Origin of the sequence: Bradyrhizobium sp. 197 (assembly GCF_023073375.1) — a bacterium.
GTDB lineage: Bacteria > Pseudomonadota > Alphaproteobacteria > Rhizobiales > Xanthobacteraceae > Bradyrhizobium.
On record NZ_JADPJJ010000024.1, the window covers coordinates 151,461 to 173,324 of the forward strand.

Annotated in this window: 18 protein-coding genes; 9 read left to right on the top strand and 9 right to left on the bottom strand. The window is 64.1% G+C overall.

What is annotated here, in order from left to right; genetic code table 11:
* Positions 1-10 precede the first annotated feature (10 nt).
* Together IVB27_RS06120 and IVB27_RS06125 are read left to right on the top strand one after the other, a co-directional pair.
* Positions 11-781: a helix-turn-helix domain-containing protein gene (locus IVB27_RS06120; RefSeq protein ID WP_247442149.1), complete on the top strand. Its 771-nt coding sequence runs from the start codon at positions 11-13 to the stop codon at positions 779-781.
* Positions 782-927: 146 nt separating this feature from the next.
* Complete coding sequence (locus IVB27_RS06125) at positions 928-1,065, top strand: hypothetical protein (RefSeq protein WP_247442150.1); 138 nt, start codon at positions 928-930, stop codon at positions 1,063-1,065.
* 413 nt (positions 1,066-1,478) lie between these two features.
* Here the strand turns inward: IVB27_RS06125 and IVB27_RS06130 are convergent, their stop codons facing one another.
* Together IVB27_RS06130 and IVB27_RS06135 are read right to left on the bottom strand one after the other, a co-directional pair.
* Positions 1,479-2,699, bottom strand: a complete 1,221-nt coding sequence (locus IVB27_RS06130) for an ABC transporter substrate-binding protein (RefSeq protein WP_247442151.1) — start codon at positions 2,697-2,699, stop codon at positions 1,479-1,481.
* An 87-nt stretch (positions 2,700-2,786) separates the two neighbouring features.
* Entirely contained in the window at positions 2,787-4,337 is a 1,551-nt protein-coding gene (locus tag IVB27_RS06135; protein ID WP_247442152.1) for an acyl-CoA synthetase, read from the bottom strand.
* 260 nt (positions 4,338-4,597) lie between these two features.
* On the opposite strand from IVB27_RS06135, the gene IVB27_RS06140 reads away from it, so the two are divergent.
* The 7 genes from IVB27_RS06140 (at position 4,598) to IVB27_RS06170 (ending at position 13,283) form a co-directional block, all read left to right on the top strand.
* The gene (locus tag IVB27_RS06140) at positions 4,598-5,734 is read left to right on the top strand and encodes an acyl-CoA dehydrogenase family protein (RefSeq protein WP_247442153.1); all 1,137 of its coding nucleotides are present in this window, start codon (positions 4,598-4,600) and stop codon (positions 5,732-5,734) included.
* Positions 5,735-5,749: 15 nt separating this feature from the next.
* Positions 5,750-6,913 (top strand): acyl-CoA dehydrogenase family protein, encoded by a 1,164-nt coding sequence (locus tag IVB27_RS06145; protein WP_247442154.1) that lies wholly within the window; start codon positions 5,750-5,752, stop codon positions 6,911-6,913.
* Positions 6,913-7,569: a glutathione S-transferase family protein gene (locus IVB27_RS06150; protein ID WP_247442155.1), complete on the top strand. Its 657-nt coding sequence runs from the start codon at positions 6,913-6,915 to the stop codon at positions 7,567-7,569. The genes IVB27_RS06145 and IVB27_RS06150 overlap by 1 nt, the downstream gene beginning before the upstream one ends.
* 174 nt (positions 7,570-7,743) lie before the next feature.
* Positions 7,744-8,544, top strand: coding sequence for a helix-turn-helix domain-containing protein (locus tag IVB27_RS06155; RefSeq protein WP_247351770.1), 801 nt, complete (start codon positions 7,744-7,746; stop codon positions 8,542-8,544).
* A gap of 169 nt (positions 8,545-8,713) precedes the next feature.
* Positions 8,714-9,580, top strand: coding sequence for a beta-keto acid cleavage family enzyme (locus IVB27_RS06160; protein WP_247442156.1), 867 nt, complete (start codon positions 8,714-8,716; stop codon positions 9,578-9,580).
* 113 nt (positions 9,581-9,693) lie between these two features.
* Positions 9,694-11,310, top strand: a complete 1,617-nt coding sequence (locus IVB27_RS06165; protein WP_247442157.1) for an acyl-CoA carboxylase subunit beta — start codon at positions 9,694-9,696, stop codon at positions 11,308-11,310.
* A complete protein-coding gene (locus tag IVB27_RS06170) occupies positions 11,307-13,283 on the top strand; it encodes an acetyl-CoA carboxylase biotin carboxylase subunit (protein ID WP_247442158.1) in 1,977 nt (658 codons plus the stop codon). Before IVB27_RS06165 ends, IVB27_RS06170 begins: the two co-directional genes overlap by 4 nt.
* Positions 13,284-13,430: 147 nt before the next feature.
* On the opposite strand, the gene IVB27_RS06175 is transcribed toward IVB27_RS06170, so the two are convergent.
* The 7 genes from IVB27_RS06175 to IVB27_RS06205 form a co-directional block, all read right to left on the bottom strand.
* Positions 13,431-14,417 (bottom strand): ABC transporter ATP-binding protein, encoded by a 987-nt coding sequence (locus IVB27_RS06175; RefSeq protein ID WP_247351777.1) that lies wholly within the window; start codon positions 14,415-14,417, stop codon positions 13,431-13,433.
* Complete coding sequence (locus IVB27_RS06180) at positions 14,414-15,421, bottom strand: ABC transporter ATP-binding protein (RefSeq protein ID WP_247442159.1); 1,008 nt, start codon at positions 15,419-15,421, stop codon at positions 14,414-14,416. The genes IVB27_RS06175 and IVB27_RS06180 overlap by 4 nt, the downstream gene beginning before the upstream one ends.
* Positions 15,421-16,314, bottom strand: coding sequence for an ABC transporter permease (locus IVB27_RS06185; protein WP_247442160.1), 894 nt, complete (start codon positions 16,312-16,314; stop codon positions 15,421-15,423). Before IVB27_RS06185 ends, IVB27_RS06180 begins: the two co-directional genes overlap by 1 nt.
* 9 nt (positions 16,315-16,323) lie before the next feature.
* Positions 16,324-17,271, bottom strand: coding sequence for an ABC transporter permease (locus tag IVB27_RS06190; RefSeq protein WP_247351782.1), 948 nt, complete (start codon positions 17,269-17,271; stop codon positions 16,324-16,326).
* A gap of 35 nt (positions 17,272-17,306) precedes the next feature.
* Positions 17,307-18,905 (bottom strand): ABC transporter substrate-binding protein, encoded by a 1,599-nt coding sequence (locus IVB27_RS06195; protein WP_247442161.1) that lies wholly within the window; start codon positions 18,903-18,905, stop codon positions 17,307-17,309.
* A gap of 194 nt (positions 18,906-19,099) precedes the next feature.
* Positions 19,100-20,650: an AMP-binding protein gene (locus IVB27_RS06200; protein WP_247442162.1), complete on the bottom strand. Its 1,551-nt coding sequence runs from the start codon at positions 20,648-20,650 to the stop codon at positions 19,100-19,102.
* 18 nt (positions 20,651-20,668) lie between these two features.
* Positions 20,669-21,823 (bottom strand): iron-containing alcohol dehydrogenase, encoded by a 1,155-nt coding sequence (locus IVB27_RS06205; protein ID WP_247351787.1) that lies wholly within the window; start codon positions 21,821-21,823, stop codon positions 20,669-20,671.
* Positions 21,824-21,864 lie beyond the last annotated feature (41 nt).

The following is a 21,864-nucleotide window of genomic DNA, read 5'->3' on the forward strand; positions in this document are numbered from 1 at the left end:
CGGGGCCACGATGCAGACGCAAGACAAATTCGCCGACAAGCAGCTTTCGGACGAGCAGAGCCGCGAGATTGCGGAGACCATTCGCGAGGAGCTCGCCAGACGCCGGATCTCGCGGCAGTCGCTGGCCGAGCAGGCCAAGCTCAGCCTGTCGACGCTGGAGAAGGTGCTCGGCGGCCGGCGGCCGTTCACGCTGGCGACCACGGTGCGGCTGGAGCAGGCGCTGGGCGTCTCCTTGCGCAAGAGTCCCGTCGCGGTGACGCCTCCGACCGCAAGCGATGTCGCGCCTGACAGCCTCGGTTCCTACGCCCATCGCGCGGTGACCTGGATCGAGGACGTCTACATCACGCTGCGCCCGTCGTTCGGCGACAAGGACGCAATCTTCGCCTACCGCACCGAGATCGTCTGGGAGCCAAAGGTCTCTTCACTGGTATTCCGCGAGGGTGAGCGGACCGATGCCGCCTATGAGCACACCGGCGAGGTCGCGGTGCCGCATCAGTCCGGCTTCATCTATCTCGTCATCATCAAGCACGGCCAGCATCGCGTGATCACAGTGTCGCGGCCGACGGTTGCGGGCGAGATGTACGGAATCATATCGACGCTCCGCGCCGGCCCCGGCTCGCAGCTGACGCCGATCGCAGCGCCGATCGCCTACGTGCCGCTCCGGAACTTCCCGAAGCCCTCGCTGGGACGGGTCGCGCCCGGCGACGCCAATCATGAATTGTACCAAAAGCATCTGCGTCGCACGGTCGACGAATCGTTCGCGCTGTTTCTGTCGGCATAGTCCGCGAGCACTATCCGGAATGGCATCGCAAACGTCTATGAAAGAAGGCATGCAGGACGTGCCCGCACCCTGCGGCGGTGAATCGCCGCTGTTCTCCGTCATCATTCCCCTCGAACATCATCGCGGGCAGCGGGAGCTGTCCTGGCGTGGCAGAGGCCGCCATGTACCAGGCCGACATCGAGTTCGGCATGAAGCAACATCCCTGGCGCAAGGTGCTGGATCAGTGCTTCTCGGCGCGCGCACAGCAGCGCATCTCGCGGCCGCACACGCGCGCGCTGTCTTGACGGCGCTGAAGCGCGTCGGGTCAAGTCACACGTTCCGCTGGAGCGAGCCGCAGGCTGCCGTGCGGGTCAAGGGAGAGCCGGGCCACAACACCGTCCGCCTTCCGAGCCCTGCGCTTCGCGCGCCACTTGACAGGATCGGAACGCATTTCTACCTCGACGGCGCGCCGATCGATCCCGAAGCGATCGTGACCGGTTGCGACAGCTACACGCTGAGTGTCGATTTTCCGCCAACCGGCATCGCCACTCTTGCGTGGTCATGCCCCGTGCTCAGGGGTCTCGGAGATTCGCGTTCGCCTCGGCCTGTCCCATCGTGGCGATCGACGTCGGCCAGGACATCCCGCAGGCTGAATGCGCCGCAAGAGAATAGCGGCCCTTCGGCCGCTATTCTGCATCTGCATGTATTTTCAGTCGAACTAGCCGCCTGTCTCGGCGCTGATGATATCGCCGAACAGCTCCCACTGGCCCTTCTTGAACCGCCACATCTTGAGCTGCTCGATCGGCGCGAAGTCCGTGGACGAGGTGTTGATCTTGACGCCCGGGATCAGCGTGTCGGGGACGAAGTCCTTGAGGCTCGCGGCCTGCTTCATCACGTTCTCACGGGTCAGATTGTCGCCCGACTGCTTCAGCACCTGCACCATGGTCTGGGCCGCGGCATAGGCGTACACCAGATTGGCGTCCGAAATGTTTGCACCGGGCATGTATTTGTCGACGAAGACCATGAATTTCTTCATGCCCTCATCGTGCTTCCACTGCGGATCCGACGCGTCCTTCAGGTAGCCGGCCGACAGCACACCTTCGGATGCCTCGAGGCCGGCCGGCTTCATCACCGCGCCGATCGACACCGAGACGTCGGTCATCAGGTGCATCGGCTTCCACTCCAGTTCCGCAATCTTCTTGATCGCCTGTGCCGCAAACTTCGGGGTCGCGATGTTGACGAAGACGTCGGCGCCGGTGCCCTTGAGCTTGACGATATGGGCATCGATCGAAGGCTCCGATGTCTCGTAGCTCTCTTCCGCCACGATCATTTTCGATGCCTTGTCGCCGAACACGTCCTTGATGCCGGCGAGGTAGTCTTTGCCGAAATCGTCATTGGCATAGAAGATCGCGACCTTCGCGTCCGGCTTCTCCTTCAAAATATACTTGGCGAAGATCTGTGCCTCGACGCGGTAGCTGGGCTGGAAGCCCATGGTCCAGGGAAAGTTCTTCGGATCGTTCCACTTGCTGGCACCTGTGGCGAGAAACAGTTGCGGCACTTTCTTGGAATTGTGATATTTCTGCACGGCGGTCTGGGTCGGCGTGCCCAGCGCGTTGAACACCAGGAAGACCTCGTCGCTCTCGATCAGCTTGCGGATCTGCTCAACGGTCTTCGGCGGCGAGTAGCCGTCATCGTAGGAGATCCAGTTGATCTTGCGGCCATTGATGCCGCCCTGATCGTTGATCATCTTGAAATAGGCTTCCTCAGTCTTGCCGATGACGCCGTAGGCGGAAGCCGGGCCGGAATAGGCCTCGACATTGCCGATCTTGATCTCGGTGTCTGTGACACCGGTGTCGTACGCTTTTTGCGCATACGCGGTTTGGGTTGTGAGCAGCGCCAACGCTGTTGTTGCGGCAAGCAGGGAGTGTTTCTTGTTCATGAAAATTCCTTGAAATTCCTTGGGGTTCTTCCGGGTTGGAGCAGGCACGTCGAAAAAAGAAAAGCGCCCGCGAGTGGGGCGCTTTGATCAGGCGTTGGCGGCTTTCTTGTCGACTTCCGAGGCCACCGAAAACTCCTTGCGCAACGTCGGCTTGTGGATTTTTCCGGTGGCGTTGCGAGGCAGCGCGTCGACGAAGTGAACCCGTCGCGGGCATTTGAATCGCGCCAGCTTCGCCGCACAATGCGCGAACACATCGGCTTCGGTCAGCTTTTGGCCCGGCTTGACCGCGACGATGGCGAGGCCGGCCTCGCCCCATTGCGCATCGGTCACGCCGATCACGGCGGCTTCCGCGATGGCGTTGAGTTGGTGTAGGACGTTCTCGACCTCGGCCGGATAGACGTTCTCGCCGCCGGAGATGTACATGTCCTTCCAGCGGTCGACGATATAGTAGAAGCCTTCGTCGTCGACGCGTGTCGCGTCGCCGGTGTGCAGCCATCCGTCGGTGAACGACGTTTTGTTCGCCTCGGGCTTGTTCCAGTAGCCGGGCGTGATGTTCGGTCCCTTGACCCAGAGTTCACCGAGCTCGCCGACATCGGCGTCGCTGCCATCGGGACGCACGATGCGCACTTCCGTGTGCAGCACCGGCTTGCCGGCGGAGCCGGCCTTCCGTGCCGCATCCTCGCGGTCGAGCACTAGCACGGCCGGCGAGGTCTCGGTCATGCCGTAACCCTGCTGGAGCGCTACGCCGCGCGCCTCCCACACCTTGAGCAGAGGTACCGGCATCGGAGCGCCGCCGACACCGCCGACGATCAGCCGGCCGAGATCGGTGGTCGCGAACGCCGGATGCTGCGCCATGAACTGGTAGATCGCGGGCACGCCGAAGAACACGTTGATGCCCTGCGCGGGATCGTTGATCAGGCCGAGCGCCGTGCCGGGATCGAAGGCGCGCATGATCATCACGGCACCGCCGGCGTGCAGCACCGGATTGGTGTAGCAATTCAGCCCGCCGGTGTGGAACAGCGGCAGCACGGTGAGCAGCACCGAGGACGGTCCGATGCAGGCAGGGCCGCCGAGATTGACGCAATTCCAGAAAGTCATGCCATGGGTGATCGTCGCGCCCTTGGGATGTCCCGTGGTGCCCGACGTGTACATGATGGTCGAAACATCATCGAGCGTGACCTCCTCGATTGCCTCGATCGGCTTTGCCGCCGCGATGCCGGCCTCGTAAGAGCCGCCGGGCCCGAGCAGCAGGCTGCTGGTGACGCCGCACAGTCTCGCCACTGCGAGCGCCGTCTCGGCCAGATCGGTATCGTGGATCATCACCTTCGGCGCACAGTCGCCGGTAATGAACTGAAGCTCGGGAACGGTGAGGCGGGTGTTCAGGGGCACGAAGATCGCGCCGAGCCGGCCGCAGGCAAACTGCACCTCCAGCGTATCGGTCGTGTTCAGCGCCAGCACCGCGACGCGCTCGCCGCGTGAGACTTTCAGCGTATGACGCAGAAATGAAGCGAGACGAGAAATACGCGCATCCAGCTGCGCATAGGTGAAGCGCCGCTCGCTCGCGAGATCAATCACCGCAACCTTGTTCGGCGTGCGGCGGCCATGATGGACGATCCAGTCGTAGTAACGAACGGCCAAAATTCCTCCCTCGGCGGTCTGGTGCCGCCTGCGTCCCTATTGCTCTGCACCATGCCCGGCGTGGCCCTGGGGCCAGCCGGAGTTTGTGCATCATGCTTTTTTTGATCAGGAGTTGGCGCGCGAGCGGTGAAAATCGTCTTGCGTTGAGTTGCTAGGCCGGTCCTGCTCGGAGGGGGCCCGGCCAGCCACTCCGCGCAAGTGAGCCGCCAGGGTTCCGGCCATGGTGGACGAGACGAATCCGCCAGCAAGGCGAGAGTGCGATGAAAAGCCCGTTCTATACTGCCGAGCATGACGCCTTTCGCGACGTGATGCGCCGTTTCGTCGACAAAGAGATTGCGCCGTTCGCCCATGAGTGGGACGAGGCCGGCGAATTCCCCCGCGCGCTCTATCGCAAGGCGGCCGGGATCGGCCTGCTGGGGCTTGGATTCCCCGAGGAATATGGCGGGATCGCCGCCGACCAGTTCATGAAGATCGTCGCCAGCCAGGAGCTGGCGCGGGCTGGCGCCGGTGGGATCAGCGCCAGCCTGATGAGCCACACCATCGGCGCGCCGCCGATCGCGCGGGCGGCGCGCCCCGAGGTCAGGGCGCGTGTGCTGCCTCAGGTGCTCGCGGGCGAGAAGATCTCCGCGCTCGCGATCACCGAGCCGGGCGGTGGCTCTGACGTCGCGGGCCTCCGAACCAAGGCGCGACGCGACGGCGATCACTACGTCGTGAGCGGCGAGAAGACCTTCATCACCTCCGGGATGCGCGCCGACTATCTGACCGTTGCTGTGCGCACCGGCGGCGAGGGCGCCGGCGGCGTCAGCCTGCTCCTGATCGAGGGGGATACGCCCGGCCTGTCGCGGACGAAGCTGAAGAAGATGGGCTGGTGGGCTTCGGACACCGCGACTCTGCATTTCGACGCGTGCCGCGTACCGGCCGAAAACCTGATCGGCGAAGAAGGCCAGGGCTTCAAGATCATCATGCGGAATTTCAACAGCGAGCGCATGGGCATGGCGGCGGGCTGCACCGCGTTCGCGCGCGTCTGCCTCGACGAAGCGATTGCCTACGCCAAGGAGCGCAAGACCTTTGGCAAGCCGCTCGCGCAGCACCAGGTGATCCGCCACAAGATCGTCGACATGGCGCAGAAGGTCGCCGCATCGCAAGCGATGCTGGAGACGCTGGCCTGGCGGCTGGAGCAGGGGGAAAGCCCCGTCGCCGAAATCTGCATGATGAAGAACCAGGCGACCCAGACCATGGCGTTCTGCGCCTCTGAAGCCGTGCAGATCTTCGGCGGCGCAGGATTCATGCGCGGCATCAAGGCCGAGCGCATCTACCGCGAGGTCAAGGTCAACGCCATCGGCGGCGGCACCGAGGAGATCATGAAGGATCTCGCGTCGCGGCAGATGGGGTTGTGACGACGAGAGGAAGAAATGCTGTTTACCGCCGACCACGTCGAGATTCGTCGCTCCTTGCAAAAATTCATCGCCAATGAGATCAACCCTCACGTCGATGACTGGGAGAAGGCCGAGATCTTCCCGGCGCACGAGCTGTTCAAGAAGATGGGCAGCCTCGGCTTCCTGGGGCTAAACAAGCCGGTCGAATTCGGCGGCTCCGGCCTCGACTATTCCTACGCGCTGATGATGGCGGAGGAACTCGGCGCCATCACCTGTGGCGGCGTGCCAATGGCGATCGGCGTGCAGACCGACATGGCGACGCCGGCGCTGGCGCGGTTCGGCTCGGACGAGGTGCGGCGCGAATTCCTGGTACCCTCGATCTCCGGTGATTATGTCGCCTGCATCGGCGTCTCCGAGCCCGGCGCGGGCTCGGACGTGGCCTCGATCAAGACCAATGCGCGCACCGACGGCGACGACTACGTCATCGACGGCGGCAAGATGTGGATCACAAATGGCACCCAGGCCGATTGGATCTGCCTGCTCGCCAACACCGGCGACGGGCCCGTCCACCGCAACAAGTCGCTGATCTGCGTGCCCATGAAGACCAAGGGCGTCACTGTCGCGCGAAAACTCGACAAGATGGGCATGCGCTCCTCCGACACCGCGCAAATCTTCTTCGACAATGTCCGCGTGCCCAGGCGCAACCGGATCGGCGAGGAGGGCAAGGGCTTCACCTACCAGATGATCCAGTTCCAGGAGGAGCGCCTCTGGGGTGCGGCGGCCTGCCTGAAGGCGCACGAATACATCATCAACGAGACCATCGAATACACCCGCAACCGAAAAGCCTTCGGCAAGTCGATCCTCGACAACCAGGTCGTTCACTTCAAGCTGGCGGAGATGCAGACCGAGGTCGAGCTGCTGCGCGCGCTGATCTACCGCGCCGCCGAGGCGCTGGTGGCGGGCGAGGATGTCACAAAACTTGCGACCATGGCCAAGCTGAAGGCTGGTCGGATCGGCCGCGAGCTTACCGACGCCTGCTTGCAATATTGGGGCGGAATGGGCTTTACCAACGAGACGCCGGTCCGCCGTGCCTATCGCGACAGCCGCCTGACTTCGATCGGCGGCGGCGCGGACGAGGTCATGCTGATGGTCCTGTGCAAGATGATGGGCACGCTGCCCGGCAGCAAAGGAAGCTCTTGATGATCACGCTCTATCACTGCGACGCAGCGCGCTCTTTCCGTCCACTCTGGATGCTGGAGGAGATGGGACTTCCCTACGAACTGAAGATGCTGCCGTTCCCGCCGCGGGTCTTCGCCAAGGAATACCTCGCGCTCAATCCGCTGGGCACGATTCCCTTTTTGGTCGACGGCGAGACCAAGATGACGGAATCGTCCGGCATCTGCCACTATCTCGGCATCAGGCACGGGCCGACGCCGCTGATGGTGGGACCTGAGGATCCCGCCCATGGCGCGTTCCTGAACTGGATGTATTTCAGCGACGCCACGTTAACGTTCCCGCAGACGCTGGTGCTCCGATACACCCAGCTCGAGCCGGAAGAGCGCCGCAATCCGCAGGTCGCTACCGACTATGCAAAGTGGTTCCTGGGCCGGCTGCGCGCCGTCGAGGCCGCGACCGCCAATGCCGAAACATTGTGCGCGGGTCGCTTCACCGCCGCTGACATTGTCATTGGTTATGCGCTCCGCCTCGCCAGCAACATCGGGCTCGCCAAGGACTTTGGGCCAAATGTCGCAGCTTATTGGGCATGCTTGCAGCAGCGCGATGGATTCAAACGTGCGGTTGCTGCGGAGCAGAAGGCTGGAGTCGAACAGAACATCGCGGCGCGTGTGAGGGCGTAGCTCCGTCGCCTGGACGAAATTGTTGCTTGCCGGTTCCGGCTTCCTCCTCTGGACGTCCGGGAACGCCGATGTTTTACGCTCCATGACAGCGCTACCGCGCCGTGACAGCGCCCAAATTTCCGCTAAGGTGACCTCCGTCCGCAGCGGCCAAAGAGCCGCGCGAGGAGGATCCCAATGGAAGATAACGGTCGCGAATCCGACCATTTGATGCTGATCACGCCGGAGCGGGTATTCTATGCCGGCCTGCTCGGCCGCCCCCGCAAGCGGACGCCCGGCTGCTGCCACGTCTATGTCGCGGTCAAGGGTAGCCTGCATCTGACGCTCGACGAAGTCCTCGCCACCGGCGAGCTGTTCGTCACCCTGCCGAACCAGCGGCATTCCATTGCCAGCGACTACCGCACGGCGATCAGCGTGACGCTGGAGCCGGAGAGTATGCCTGATGGCGTGATCGAGGCCTTGGCCGCGCGGCTCACCGGACCCGACCAGGCCGTCTATGCCCGCAAGATCCTCGCCGCCTACACGCTGTTGCGCCAGCGCCGCTACGGCGACATCACCACCGCCGAATTCGACGAGATGTGTTTTGGCGAAGCGCTGCCGCGGCGCGTGCTCGACCCGCGCGTGACGCGTGCGGTGGCGCGCATCGGCCGCTTCACGGGCGAGCCCGTGACGGCGGACACATGTGCGGCGGACGCCGGACTTTCCGCTTCGCGTTTCCTGCATCTGTTCAAGGAAGAGACCGGCATCTCGTTTCGCTCCTTCCGCGCCTGGAAGCGCGCGCGGCATCTGCTGCACTTCGCCAACCAGGACCTCAACCTCGCCCATCTCGCGCAGGATATCGGCTATCCCGACAGCACCCATTTCAGCCATTCGATCCGCCGCTTCTACGGCCTGAAGCCGCGCGCGATCTTCGTCGGCTCGCGGGATCTAGCGATCTATCGCAGCAGCGAGACAGTGAGGCTGGCGGAGGCGAGCTAGCATCGCTCTCGTAGTGGTGGGTTAGCTCGCGGCTGTGCGAAGCGCAGTCCGACAGCGTAACCCACCCTGCGATTTCTCGCTTTTTTCCAGCTTCTCCGCGCAAGAAGCCGCGTGCCGCCCATCACATGATCGCAAGCGTTGAATTATCAACGTGCGAGACATTCAAGGCATGAGCGACAAGGCCGTCATCACCTGCGCGCTGAACGGCGTGCTCACTGACCCAAAGCTGCACAACGTGCCTGTGACGCCTGAGCAGATGGCGCGCGAGGCCAAGGCTGCGTTCGATGCCGGCGCGTCGATCATGCACATCCATCTGCGCCAGCAGGCGCCGGACAAAGGGCATCTGCCGTCCTGGGAGGTCAGCGTCAGCAAGGAAATCCAGCAGGCCATCCGCGAAGCCTGCCCGGGTGTCATCATCAATCACACCTCGGGCGTCTCCGGGCCGAACTACTCAGGCGCGCTCGATTGCATCCGCGAGACCAGGCCGGAGATCGCGGCCTGCAACGCGGGCTCGCTGAATTACCTGAAGGTGAAGGCCGACAACAGCTGGGCCTGGCCGCCGATGATGTTCGACAATGCGGTCGAGAAGGTGAAGGACTATCTCGACGTCATGAATGCGGTCGGAACCATCCCCGAATTCGAATGTTTCGACGTCGGCATTGTTCGTTGCGTCGGCATGTACCGCCAGGTCGGCATGTACAAGGGTCCGCTCGAGTATAATTTTGTCATGGGCATCGCCTCCGGCATGCCGTCCGATCCCGATCTGCTGCCGATCCTGATCAAGCTGAAGCGTCCCGAGGCGCATTTTCAGGTCACGGCGATCGGCCGCGAAGAAATCTGGCCGCTGCATCAGCGCTGCGCTGAGCTCGGCGGCCATCTGCGCACTGGTCTCGAAGATGCCTTCTATCTCGCCGACGGCAAGAAGGTGACGTCCAACGGCCAGCTGATCGAGGCCATCGCCGCCTGCGCCCGGCGCGCGGGCCGCGAGATCGCGAGCCCGGCGGAAGCGCGGAAGATTTTCGGTACGAATAGGTAGGTATCGCCTCACCCGTCATTGCGAGCGCAACGAAGCAATCCAGAATCTTTCTGCTGAGGCGGTCTGGATTGCTTCGTCGCTCCGCTCCTCGCAATGACGAGCAGGATGAATTTATGTCCATTCTCGAAAACACAGTTTCCCCCGGCAGCGCCGCCTATCACGCCAACCGCGACGGCATGCTCGGCCTGATCGACCGCATGCGGGCGCTGGAAGAGCGCACGCGTGCCGCGTCTGCCGTGGCGAAAGATCGCTTTCACAAGCGCGGCCAGCTGCTGCCGCGCGAGCGCGTCGCATTGGTGCTCGATCCCGGCGCGCCCTTCATCGAGCTGTCCACGCTGGCCGGCTACATGTTCGACGTGCCGGATCCAAGCAAGAGCGTGCCCGGCGGCGGCGTCATTGCCGGCATCGGCTTCGTCTCGGGCATCCGCTGCATGATCAGCGCCAACGATTCCGGCATCGATGCCGGCGCGCTTCAACCTTACGGCCTGGACAAGACGATACGCGTGCAGGAGCTCGCGCTGGAGAACAAGCTGCCTTATCTCCAGCTGGTCGAAAGCGCCGGTGCCAATCTCCTGCGCTACCGCGTCGAAGACTTTGTCCGTGGTGGCAACATCTTTCGCAATCTCGCGCGGCTCTCGGCTGCCGGGCTGCCCGTCGTCACCGTGACGCATGGCTCCTCGACCGCCGGTGGCGCCTATCAGACCGGCCTGTCCGATTACATCGTCATGGTCCGTGGCCGCACTCGCGCCTTCCTCGCGGGTCCGCCGCTGCTGAAGGCTGCAACTGGCGAGATCGCGACCGAGGAGGAACTCGGCGGCGCCGAGATGCACACGCAGGTTTCCGGTCTCGGCGACTATCTCGCGGAGGATGACCGCGACGCCCTGCGCATCGCGCGCGAGATCATGGCGGCGCTGGAGTGGGAGCGGCCGGGCAAGGCGGCAGCACAGTTCAAGCCGCCGCGCTACCACCAGGAGGAGCTGCTCGGCATCATGCCGATGGACCACAAGCGCTCCGTGGACATGAAGCAAGTGATCGCGCGCATCGTCGACGATTCCGATTTCACCGAGATGGCGCCGAACTACGGCCCGGCCACCGTCTGCGGCCATGCCCGCATCGAGGGCCAGGCGATCGGTATCATCACCAACAACGGCCCACTCGATCCCGCCGGCGCCAACAAGGCGACGCATTTCATCCAGACTTGCTGCCAGACCCGCACGCCATTGCTGTATCTGAACAACACCACCGGCTACATGGTCGGCAAATCCTACGAAGAAGCCGGCATGATCAAGCACGGCTCCAAGATGATCCAGGCGGTGACGTCGGCGACGGTGCCGCAGATCACCATCTATTGCGGCGCCTCGTTCGGCGCCGGCAATTACGGCATGTGCGGGCGCGGCTTCCATCCGCGCTTCTGCCTCTCCTGGCCCAACGCCAAGACTGCCGTGATGGGCGGCGAGCAGGCCGCCGAGACCATGGCGATCGTCACCGAAGCCGCCGCAGCTCGCCGCGGCAAGCCGGTCGAGAAAGAAAAGCTCGATGCCATGAAGGCGCAGATCATCGGCGTGTTCGACGGCCAGATGGACGTGTTCTCGACCAGCGCGCGCGTGCTCGACGACGGCGTGATCGATCCGCGCGACACTCGGGCGGCCCTGTCTGAGGTGCTCGCGATCTGCCGCGAGGGCGATGCGCGCACGCCCCAGCGCATGCAATTCTCGGTGGCCCGCCCATGAGGAACGGATCAGTGCAGCACCGGCCGTTCTCTCGGGTTCTGGTCGCCAATCGCGGCGAGATCGCGCTGCGGGTGATGCGAAGCGCGCGGAAGCTCGGCCTCGGCGTCGTCGCGGTCTATTCGGATGCGGATCGCGATGCGCTCCATGTGCGGCAGGCGGACCAGGCCGTGCACATCGGCGAAGCCCTGCCGGCGCAGTCCTATCTCAACATCCCCGCGATCATTGCGGCCGCAAAAGCCAGCGGCGCGGATGCAGTGCATCCCGGCTATGGCTTCCTCGCCGAAAACGAGGATTTTGCGCAGGCCTGCAAGGATGCCGGCCTGGTCTTCATCGGCCCCTCGCCGCAGGCGATCGAGTCGATGGGTAACAAGGCCGGCGCCAAAGAGATCATGAACAAGGCCGGCGTGCCCTGCGTGCCCGGCTATCAGGGCGCCGACCAAGGCGACGAGGTCATGCTGGCGGAAGCCAAAAAGATCGGCTTCCCCGTGATGATCAAGGCGGTCGCCGGCGGTGGCGGCCGCGGCATGCGGCTCGTCACCGACGCTGCATCCTTCGGCGATGCCCTGCGCAGTGCACGGTCCGAGGCAAAGGCGGCGTTCGGCGATCCCTCCGTCATTCTCGAACGCGCCATCCAGAATCCCCGTCATATCGAGATCCAGGTGTTCGGCGACAGCCACGGCAATGCCATTCATCTCGGCGAGCGCGATTGCTCGGTACAGCGGCGGCACCAGAAGCTGATCGAGGAGGCGCCGTCGCCCGCGGTCACGCCCGAGTTGCATGGAAAGATGGGCGAGGTCGCGGTCGCCGCGGTGAAGGCGTTGCGTTACGAGGGCGCCGGGACGCTGGAGTTCCTGCTCGATACGAGTGGCGCGTTCTACTTCATGGAAATGAACACGCGCCTCCAGGTCGAGCATCCCGTGACCGAGGCGATCACCGGGCTCGATCTCGTCGAACTGCAGCTGCGCGTCGCGCGCGGCGAGCAATTGCCGGTGAAGCAGCAGGACATTCGCTTCACAGGCCACGCGATCGAGGTGCGGCTGTGCTCGGAGGACGCCGCGCATGATTTCATGCCGCAGTCCGGGCGCATGGCGCGCTGGCAGGTGCCGGATGGCATTCGCGTCGAGCATGCGCTGCAATCGGGCTCTGAGATTCCGCCGTTCTACGATTCCATGATCGCCAAGGTGATCAGCCATGGGGCGACACGCGAGGAGGCGAGGGGGCGGCTGATCGTCGGCCTGGAGCAACTGACCGGATTCGGTGTGACCACCAATCAGGCGTTCCTGATGTCATGCCTGCGCCATCCCGGCTTTGCCAAGGGCGAAGCGACCACGGCGTTCATTGGTGCGCATCGCGACGAATTGCTGGGGCCGGTTGCGAGTAGCACATTCAGCGCCGCGCTTGCGGGCCTTCTGCTCTACGTCACGAGCCCGCAGGCACCGTCGTGGCGCAGTGGGCGAAGCCTCGCGGCAACGTTTCCGCTACCGGCAAAGATCGATATCGCCGGCCAGACGCATGAGCTCGAAGTCACCCGGGAGCGCGATGGCAGCTACACCGTTGCCATCGACGGCCGGCAGGACAAGTTCGAGGTCGATCAGCTCGACCTCGACGTGATCCGCTTTCGCCATGACGGCGTGATGGACAGCGCAAAATTCCTGCGCGACGGCGACCGGCTCTACCTCCAGTACCGCGGCATCCCGCTCGCGGCGACCGATCTCACCTTCGCCGCGCCGAAGGCCGCTGCAACAAATGGTGGCGACGGAAAAGTCCGTGCCGCCATGAACGGCCGTGTCGTTGCCGTGCTGGTCAAGCCGGGCGAGCGCGTCACCGCCGGTCAGCCGGTGATGACACTGGAAGCGATGAAGATGGAGCACGTCCACAAGGCCGGCATCGACGGGATGGTCGCGGCGATCGACGTCGCCGAGGGCGAGCAGGTCACGACGGGGAAAATCGTGGCTGAGATCGGGGCTGGGTAGAGCGGCAGCTCGTCATTGCGAGGAGCGAAGCGACGAAGCAATCCAGACTGCATCCGGGGAAAGATTCTGGATTGCTTCGCTGCGCTCGCAATGACGATGGGGAGATAGTGCCGTCTCGCACTTCGTCCCGGCAAGGCGTGCGCCTAATCAAGAGCCCCGCCCCGTCCCGTCATTGAGCAAGCACGCCACCTGGTGTCCGTCGCCCGCGCCCACCAGCGCCGGCCGCTCCGTCTTGCACCGCTCCATCGCAAACCGGCAGCGGGTGTGAAACGCGCAGCCCGACGGCGGATTGACCGGGCTTGGCACGTCGCCGTCGACCAGCGGCGTGAGCTTTTTGGCGAGTGGGTTGGCGATCGGCACGGAGGCGAGCAAGGCCTGCGTATAGGGATGGCGCGGGTTCCTGAACAGCTCGTCCTTGTCGGCAATCTCGACGATGCGGCCGAGATACATCACGGCGACGCGGTGACTGATATGGGCGACCACGGCGAGGTCATGCGCGATGAAGAGATAGGAGAAGCCGTGCTCGCGTTGCAGATCGATCAACAGGTTGATCACCTGCGCCTGGATCGAGACGTCGAGCGCGGAGACCGGCTCGTCGCAGACGATCAGCCGCGGCTCCAGCGCGAGCGCCCGCGCGATGCAGATGCGCTGGCGCTGGCCGCCGGAGAATTGGTGCGGAAAATTGCGCATCTGGTCGGGCCGCAAGCCAACCTGCTCGAACAGCTTTGCGGTACGCGCCTCCAGTGCCTTGCCGGTCGCGAGTCCGTGCACGAGCAGCGGCTCGCCGACGATGTCGCCTGCGGTCATGCGCGGATTGAGCGACGCGAACGGATCCTGGAACACGATCTGCATCGAACGACGGTGCGGCCGCAGCGCAGCCTTGGAGAGGCGAGTGATGTCCTCGCCGTCGAGGCGGATCTGGCCGGAGGTCGGCTCGACCAGCCGCAGCACACTGCGTGCCACCGTCGACTTGCCGCAGCCGGATTCGCCGACAAGGCCGAGCGTCTCACCGGTGCCAACCGAAAATGAGACGCCGTCGACCGCATGCACTGTGCCGATTTGTCGGCGCAACACGCCGGCGCGCACCGGATAGTGTTTCTTGAGGTCAGTGACTTCGAGCAGCGCCTCGGTCATGCCACCTCCGCCACTTCGGCCGCGCGCCAGCAGGCCGCGAGATGGCCGCCGCCCCAATCGATCAGCGGCGGATATTCGGCCTCGCAGCGCTTGATCGCGAGCGTGCAGCGCGGCGCGAAGGCGCAACCCTTTGGCAGTCGCACCAGCGACGGAACCGTGCCGGGAATTTCGTTCAGCCGTGCCTGCGCGGCGACGCCCGGCGCCGGCACCGCCGGGATCGATGCCATCAATCCGCGCGTGTAGGGATGCTTTGGCGCCGCGAACAGCGCCTCGACGCTGGCTTCCTCGACCTTCCGTCCCGCATACATCACGATGACGCGCTGCGCGGACTGCGCCACGACGCCGAGATCATGCGTGATCAGCACGAGCCCGGTGCCGAGCTCCTTCTGAAGGTCCAGGATCAGCGCCAGAATCTGCGCCTGGATGGTGACGTCGAGCGCGGTGGTGGGCTCGTCCGCGATCAGCAACGCCGGCCGGCACGCCAGCGCCATCGCGATCATGGCGCGCTGGCGCATGCCGCCGGAGAGCTGATGCGGATATTCCCGGGCGCGCCGAGCCGGCTCGGGGATGCGCACCAGGCGCAGCATCTCGATCGCGATGTCGCGGGCCTCTTTGCTCGACATGTTCCGGTGCAGTCGCACCGCCTCGACGATCTGGTCGCCGATCCGCATCACCGGATTGAGCGAGGTCATGGGCTCCTGGAAGATCATGGAGATGCGATTTCCGCGGATCGCGCGCATCTCAGCTTCGTCCAGCGCCAGAAGATCAGTGCCTTCGAGCGTGACGGAGCCGCCGACGATGCGGCCGGGCGGATCCGGCACCAGCCGCATCAGGGAGAGGGCCGTGACGCTCTTGCCGCAGCCGGATTCGCCGACGATCGCGAGCGTCTCGCCGCGCTTCACCGTGAAGGAAACGTCATCGACGGCCTTGAAGAGACCGGAGTTGGTGAAAAACACCGTCTTCAGGTTCTTCACATCGAGCACGAGATCGGATTTGTCCGCCATCAGCCGCGCTGCCGGGGATCGAGGATGTCGCGCAAGGCGTCACCGAACAGATTGGCGCCGAACACCGCGAGGCTGATCGCGATGCCCGGGAAGATCACCAGCCATGGCGCGGTGCGGACATATTCGGCGGCGGATTCAGAGAGCATGCGGCCCCATGATGGATAAGGCTCGGGAATGCCGAGACCGAGGAAGGACAGCGAGGCTTCAGTGAGGATGGTCGAGCCGAGCTGGGCGGTCGCGAGCACGATCAGCGGCGCCAGCGTGTTCGGCAGCACATGACGCAGCGCGATCCGCACCTCGCTCATGCCGATCGACTTGGCGGCCTCGATGAATGGCAGCTCGCGCAGCGCCAGCGTGTTGGCACGGATGACGCGCGACACGGTCGGGATCAGCGGAATGGCGATCGCAATGATGACGTTCGGCAAGGAGGGACCGAGCGCGGCGGTCATGATCAGGGCCAGGACCAGCAGCGGCAACGCCTGGAGAACGTCGGAGACGCGCTGGAATACGAGATCGACCCAGCCGGAGAGATAGCCGGAGGTCAGCCCGACGATTACGCCGATGGTGCCGCCGAGCGCAGTCGAGCCGATCCCGACCGCCAGCGAGATCCGCGCGCCATGGATGATGCGGCTGAAGACGTCGCGGCCGAAGGAATCCGTCCCCATCCAGTGCGACAGGCTTGGGCGACCCAGCGCCCGAGCGGCGTCGATCGTCAGGGGATCATAACGCGCGATGAAGTCGGCGAAGACCGCGGTGAACACGAACAGGGTCATGATCACGAGCCCAGCCGCGCCCAGCACGTGCCGCTGCGCCAGGAACAGCACGCGGCGCCACCCGCCGGGCGCGTAGGCGCCGGCGCGCCTCAGTTCAATCTCATAGTCGATCGCGGTCAAACTGATCTCCTAATCCGTGAATCGGATGCGCGGGTCGAACACCGCGTAGAGCATGTCGACAATGAAATTCGCGCTCACGACGACGATGGCGATCAGCATCACGAGGTTCTGCACGATCGGATAATCGCGCCAGCGGATCGCCTCGACCAGGAAGCGCGCGACGCCGGGGATGTTGAACACGGTCTCGGTGACAATGAGGCCGCCGATCAGGAACGCCGCCTCGATGCCGATCACGGTGATGACGGGCAAAATCGCATTCTTGAGCGCATGCTGATAGTTCACGGCGGCATCCGATGCGCCCTTGGCGCGGGCGGTGCGGATATAGTCCTGCCGCAGCACCTCCAGCATCGAGGAGCGGGTGATGCGCATGGTCAGTGCCGCGCTGCGGAAGCCGACGGCGGCGGCGGGCACGGCATAGGTTGCGAAGGCTTCCAGCCATGTCGCCGGATTTGGGTTGAAGATCGGCATCTGGCCAAACATCGCCACCGACGCGGTGAGGATCAAGAGGCCGAGCCAGAACGAAGGCAGCGACAATCCGCTGAGGCTCACCACACGCAACGCGTAATCGAGCCTCGTTCCCTGCTTCACCGCGCTGATGACGCCCAAGGGAATGCCGATCGACGCCGAGAACAACAACGCCAGCCCGGCGAGCCGTGCGGTGATCGGAATCCGTGGCAGGATCTCCTGAAGCGCCGGTTTCTCGGAAACATAGGAATAGCCAAAGTCGCCGCGCAGAAAACCGCTGATCCAGTGCCAATATTGCACCACCAGCGGCTGGTCGATGCCGAGCTCCTTCTCCAGACTGGCCTTGTCGGCGGGATCGACATAGCCGGCCGCGGCAAACAGGATGTCGACGATGTTGCCGGGGACGATGCGCAGCAGGAAGAAGATGACGACCGAGATCCCGAACAGGGTCACGAGCATCAGGAACAGGCGCCGCACCAGATAGGCAAACATGCATCGCCTCCCGTCGAACCCGTCAGCGGCTAGCGCTACTTGTCCATCCAGACATCCTCGTACCGATATCCATTATACGAGCTGTTCGACATCACCGTCACGCCCTTGACATAAGGCTGCCAGCAGCTGCCGGTCCGTGCATGGAAGATGATCGGGCGGGCGACGTCCTCCTGCAACTTCTTGTCGATATCCCACACAAGCTTCTTGCGCTTGTTGAGGTCGGTCTCCTGCGACTGCACGTCGAACAGCTTCTCGATCTCCTTGTTGCAGTAATTGGTGTAGTTGCGCTCGGAGCCGCAGGAATAGTTCTCGTAGAACGACTGGTCGGGATCGTCGACGGCATTGCCGGTCAAATTGAGCCCGAGCATGTAATCCTTGCGCGCGATCTTCGGGAACCAGTTTGCGGTCTCGACCACGTCGAGCTCGCCGTCGATATAGATGTTCTTGAGCTGGTCGATCAGGATCACCGCGGGATCGCGGTAGACCGGGATGTTGCGGGTCGAGACCTTGACGGCGAGGTGCTTGTCGGGGCCGTAGCCGGCCTTCTGCATCAGCTTCTTGGCTTGTTCGCGGTTGGCGGTGATGTCGGGGCCGTAGCCCGGAATGCTCTCGAGCATCTCCTTCGGCATGGCCCAGAGGCCGGCCGGCGCGGGCTCCATGGTGCCCCCGACGTCGCCCTGGCCCTCGAATATGATCGAGATGAACGCCTTGCGGTCCAGCGACAGCGCCATGGCGCGACGGATGTCGATGTTGTCGAACGGCGGCGCGGACGAATTGACGATGATGTTGGTCGCAACGTTGTTGGGCTCGACCACGCAGACCGCGTTCGGCGCCTGCGATTTGACGTCCTTCAACAGCGGAATGCTGACCTCGGTCGGGAAGGTCATGTCGAACTTGCCCGCGACGAAGGCGAGGATGGCGGTCGAGCGATTCGGGATGATGGTGAACTCGATGCCGTCGAGATAGGGCCGCCCCTTGCGCCAATAGTCGGGATTACGGGTCAGCTTGATCGATTCATTGGCCTTGAACTCGACGAACTTGAACGGCCCCGTGCCGATCGGATGGGTGCGCATGTCGCCGGGCGAGACATGGCAGGGATAGACCGGCGTGTAGCCCGAGGCGAGCAGGGCCAGCAGCGAAGGCTGCGGCCGCTTCAGGTTGAAGGAGACTTCGAGATCGCCGTTGGTGGAGACGTCGTTGACCTGTTCATACCAGCTCTTGCGCGGATTCTGCCGGAACTTCTGCTGTGACTTGCCCATCAGCATGTCGAAGGTGCATTTGACGTCCGCCGAGGTGAACGGCTTGCCGTCGTGCCACTTCACGCCCGCGCGCAGCTTGAACGTCAATGTTTTGTTGTCGTTGACCCAGGCCCAGCTCTCGGCGAGTTCGGGCACGATGGTGTCCATGCTGTTCTGCGCCACGTCCTGCTTGTAGATGACGAGGTTGTTGAACACCGGCATGAAGGGAACATTGAGCGAGTAGGTCGCGCCTTCGTGGATCGAGGCATTGCCGGGACTGTCGCGGTGGTACATCCGCAAAATCCCGCCCTGCTTGGGCTCGCCGGCCAATGTAATCGTCGAAAACGCCAGCAAAGATAGCGCCGCCGTTGCGGCGAGCGCTCGTACGCTCCGCATCCTCGTCCTCCCTGGACCTCGGCCTTTCGCGGCCTGTTTGAATGGACGATAGCGACGCTGGCGGAGGGAGGCAACCGGCAAGGCCGCCCACGCTCTCGACAATTCGGATGACGGAAGGCCGCAGGCGATTTCCTCTCGCGATGTGAGAGAAGTTCCTCCGGCATCGTTGGCGAACGCCGGGACGACATCGGGGCTCACACGATCCTCGATGCCTTGTTCCCCCAATACCGGTCCCTTAGCAGGCGCTTGTACAGCTTCCCTGTCGGCAGCCGCGGCAATTCCTTCTCGAAATCGACCGAGCGCGGCACCTTTTGCCGCGACAGCGACGCCCCGCAGAAGGCGATCAGCTCTTCGGCGAGTGCCGGGTCCGGCACGACGCCGGGCATCGGCTGCACCACCGCCTTGACCTCCTCGCCGAGATCGGGATTGGGCACGCCGAACACCGCGGCGTCCGCGACCTTCGGATGGGTGATCAGCAGATTCTCGCATTCCTGCGGATAGATGTTCACCCCGCCGGAGATGATCATGAAGGTGGCGCGGTCCGTTAGATAAAGGAATCTGTCCTTGTCGACATAGCCGACGTCACCCACCGTGCTCATACTGCCATCGGCCGAGCGCGCCTCTTTCGTCTTCTCGGGGTCGTTGAAATACTCGAATGGCGTGGCCGTCTTGAACCAGACCTGTCCCGGAGTGCCGGTGGGGCATGGCTTCATGTTCTCGTCGAGAATATGCAGGTCGCCGAGCAGCACCTTGCCGACGGTGCCGCGATGGGCGAGCCATTCCGCGCTGTCGCAGGCGGTGAAGCCGAGGCCTTCGGTCGCGCCGTAATATTCGTGGATGATCGGTCCCCACCATTTGATGATGTCGTCCTTGACCAAGGCCGGGCAGGGCGCGGCGGCGTGGATCGCGATCTCGATCGAGGAGAGATCGTAGCGCTTTCGCACCCCCTCCGGCAGCTTCAGCATGCGCGAGAACATCGTCGGCACCAGCTGGGTGTGGGTGATGCCCCATTGCTCGACGAGCTGGAGGTAACGCTCGGGATCGAACGTCTCCATGATGATCACGGTCCCGCTCATGCGGATCGTGAGGTTCACGGCGGCCTGCGGCGCCGAATGATAGAGCGGCGCCGGCGAGAGGTAGACCATGCCCTCGCGGTATTGCCAGAGCTTCGTCAGGAAATCGAACAGCGGCAGATTGTGCTTCGGCGGCTCCTCCGGCAGTGGCCGAATAATGCCCTTCGGCCGCCCCGTCGTGCCCGATGAATACAGCATGGCTGTACCGAGCCATTCATCGTGGAGCGGCGCCGTCGGCTGATCGGCGGTCACCTCCGCGAGGCCGACGATGCGCTCACTCTCGCCCGGGCCGTCGGCAACGATGCACAGCTTGATCTCGGGGCAGGCGTTGATCGCCTCGCGGGCGATATCGAGCTTCGCAACCGACGTGATCAGGATTTTCGACTGGCTGTTGACGAGGAGATAGGCGAGCTCGCCCGGCGTCAGGAACGAGTTGATGCAGGTGTAGTACAGCCCGGATCGCTCGCCCGCGCCGCAGGCTTCGATGTAGCGGGAATTGTTCTCCATGAAGATCGCGTAGTGGTCGAGCCGCTTCAAGCCGTGCTTGCGAAACAAATGCGCCAGCCGGTTGCTGCGCGCATCGAGCTCGCGATAGGTGACGGCCTCGCCGGTCGCCGCCATGATGAAGGCGGGCTGGAGCGGGCGCAGGCGGGCATGGTAACCTGGGTACATCAGTCCTCCGGCTTTAGATCATGCGGCAAGAAGCAGGATTTCGCGCAACTGCGCAGGGTCGTCGATCTTGCGCGGGTTGCGCGGGATCCAGTTCGTGCGCATTGCAGCCTCCGCGATGGCGTCGAAATGCTCCGGCGAGACGTGAACCTCAGCGAGGCTGCGCGGCATGCCAAGCGAGCGGATGAAGGCATCGAGCACATCGGCTGCCTTGTGGCCGGGAAAGCCCATCGCGGCTGCGACGATCGTCTGGCGCTCGGCATTGTCGCGCGCATTCCAGCGCATCACCGCCGGCAGCATGACGCAGGAGGTGTAGCCATGCGGCACGGCGAAGGTCGCGCCCAGCACGTAGCCGATGCCGTGGCTTGCCCCCATCGGCACACCGGCGGCGAGCGCGCCCATCGACAGCCAGGTGCCGATCTGCGCATCCATCCGCGCGCCGAGGTCGGACGGGTCAGCCTTCACCCGCGGCAGCGCGTCGGCGAGCATCGCCAGGCCTTTCACCGACTGTGCGTCGGCATAAGGGTGCGTCTCGCGCGAGCAGATCGCCTCGACACAATGATCGATGGCGCGGATGCCGGTCGAAAGAAACAGCCATTCCGGCGTGTGCACGGTGATGGCGGGATCGAGGATGGTCGCGCGCGGCACCGCGAGCGGATGCCGTAGCATCTGCTTCACATGCGTGGTGCGGTCGGTGACGCCCGCGATGGAGCTGAACTCGCCGCCTGCGATCGTGGTCGGTACGCTGATCTGGCGCACAGTCGGCGCGGTCATCTCGGGCGCGACGCCCTTGTGCACGCGGATACGCTCGATGCCGTCGATATCGTCGATGCCGTTGGCGAGGCAAAGCTGTACCGCCTTGGCGCCGTCGGTGACCGAGCCGCCGCCTACGGTGACGATCAGGTCTGTGCCCGCTTCCCGCGCCGCATTGGTGGCGGCGATCACCGCCTCGCGCGGGGTGTGCGCCGGCATGGCATCGAAGACGCCCGCGCAGCGTGTGCCCAGGGCCTGTTTGATCTTGGCGATTTCGTCGGTCTGCCGGTTGAGCGTGCCCGACACCATCAGGAAGGCGCGACGCGTCCCCAGCCGGTCCATCTGCGCGACCACGGCGTCGGCCGCGGGGTGGCCGAACACAACCTCCTCGATCGCGCCGTAAACGACACGTCCCTGGTGCACGCCTGTCCTCCCCGGACAATTCGTCTTGTCTTCTGGGGGTA

Coding starts and splice junctions, on each gene's coding strand:
- IVB27_RS06140 (WP_247442153.1), top strand. CDS start 4,598: ATGAAAAGCCCGTTCTATACTGCCGAGCATGACGCCTTTCGCGACGTG.
- IVB27_RS06195 (WP_247442161.1), bottom strand. CDS start 18,905: ATGCGGAGCGTACGAGCGCTCGCCGCAACGGCGGCGCTATCTTTGCTG.
- IVB27_RS06160 (WP_247442156.1), top strand. CDS start 8,714: ATGAGCGACAAGGCCGTCATCACCTGCGCGCTGAACGGCGTGCTCACT.
- IVB27_RS06165 (WP_247442157.1), top strand. CDS start 9,694: ATGTCCATTCTCGAAAACACAGTTTCCCCCGGCAGCGCCGCCTATCAC.
- IVB27_RS06180 (WP_247442159.1), bottom strand. CDS start 15,421: ATGGCGGACAAATCCGATCTCGTGCTCGATGTGAAGAACCTGAAGACG.
- IVB27_RS06155 (WP_247351770.1), top strand. CDS start 7,744: ATGGAAGATAACGGTCGCGAATCCGACCATTTGATGCTGATCACGCCG.
- IVB27_RS06170 (WP_247442158.1), top strand. CDS start 11,307: ATGAGGAACGGATCAGTGCAGCACCGGCCGTTCTCTCGGGTTCTGGTC.
- IVB27_RS06175 (WP_247351777.1), bottom strand. CDS start 14,417: ATGACCGAGGCGCTGCTCGAAGTCACTGACCTCAAGAAACACTATCCG.
- IVB27_RS06120 (WP_247442149.1), top strand. CDS start 11: ATGCAGACGCAAGACAAATTCGCCGACAAGCAGCTTTCGGACGAGCAG.
- IVB27_RS06200 (WP_247442162.1), bottom strand. CDS start 20,650: ATGTACCCAGGTTACCATGCCCGCCTGCGCCCGCTCCAGCCCGCCTTC.
- IVB27_RS06145 (WP_247442154.1), top strand. CDS start 5,750: ATGCTGTTTACCGCCGACCACGTCGAGATTCGTCGCTCCTTGCAAAAA.
- IVB27_RS06130 (WP_247442151.1), bottom strand. CDS start 2,699: ATGAACAAGAAACACTCCCTGCTTGCCGCAACAACAGCGTTGGCGCTG.
- IVB27_RS06150 (WP_247442155.1), top strand. CDS start 6,913: ATGATCACGCTCTATCACTGCGACGCAGCGCGCTCTTTCCGTCCACTC.
- IVB27_RS06190 (WP_247351782.1), bottom strand. CDS start 17,271: ATGTTTGCCTATCTGGTGCGGCGCCTGTTCCTGATGCTCGTGACCCTG.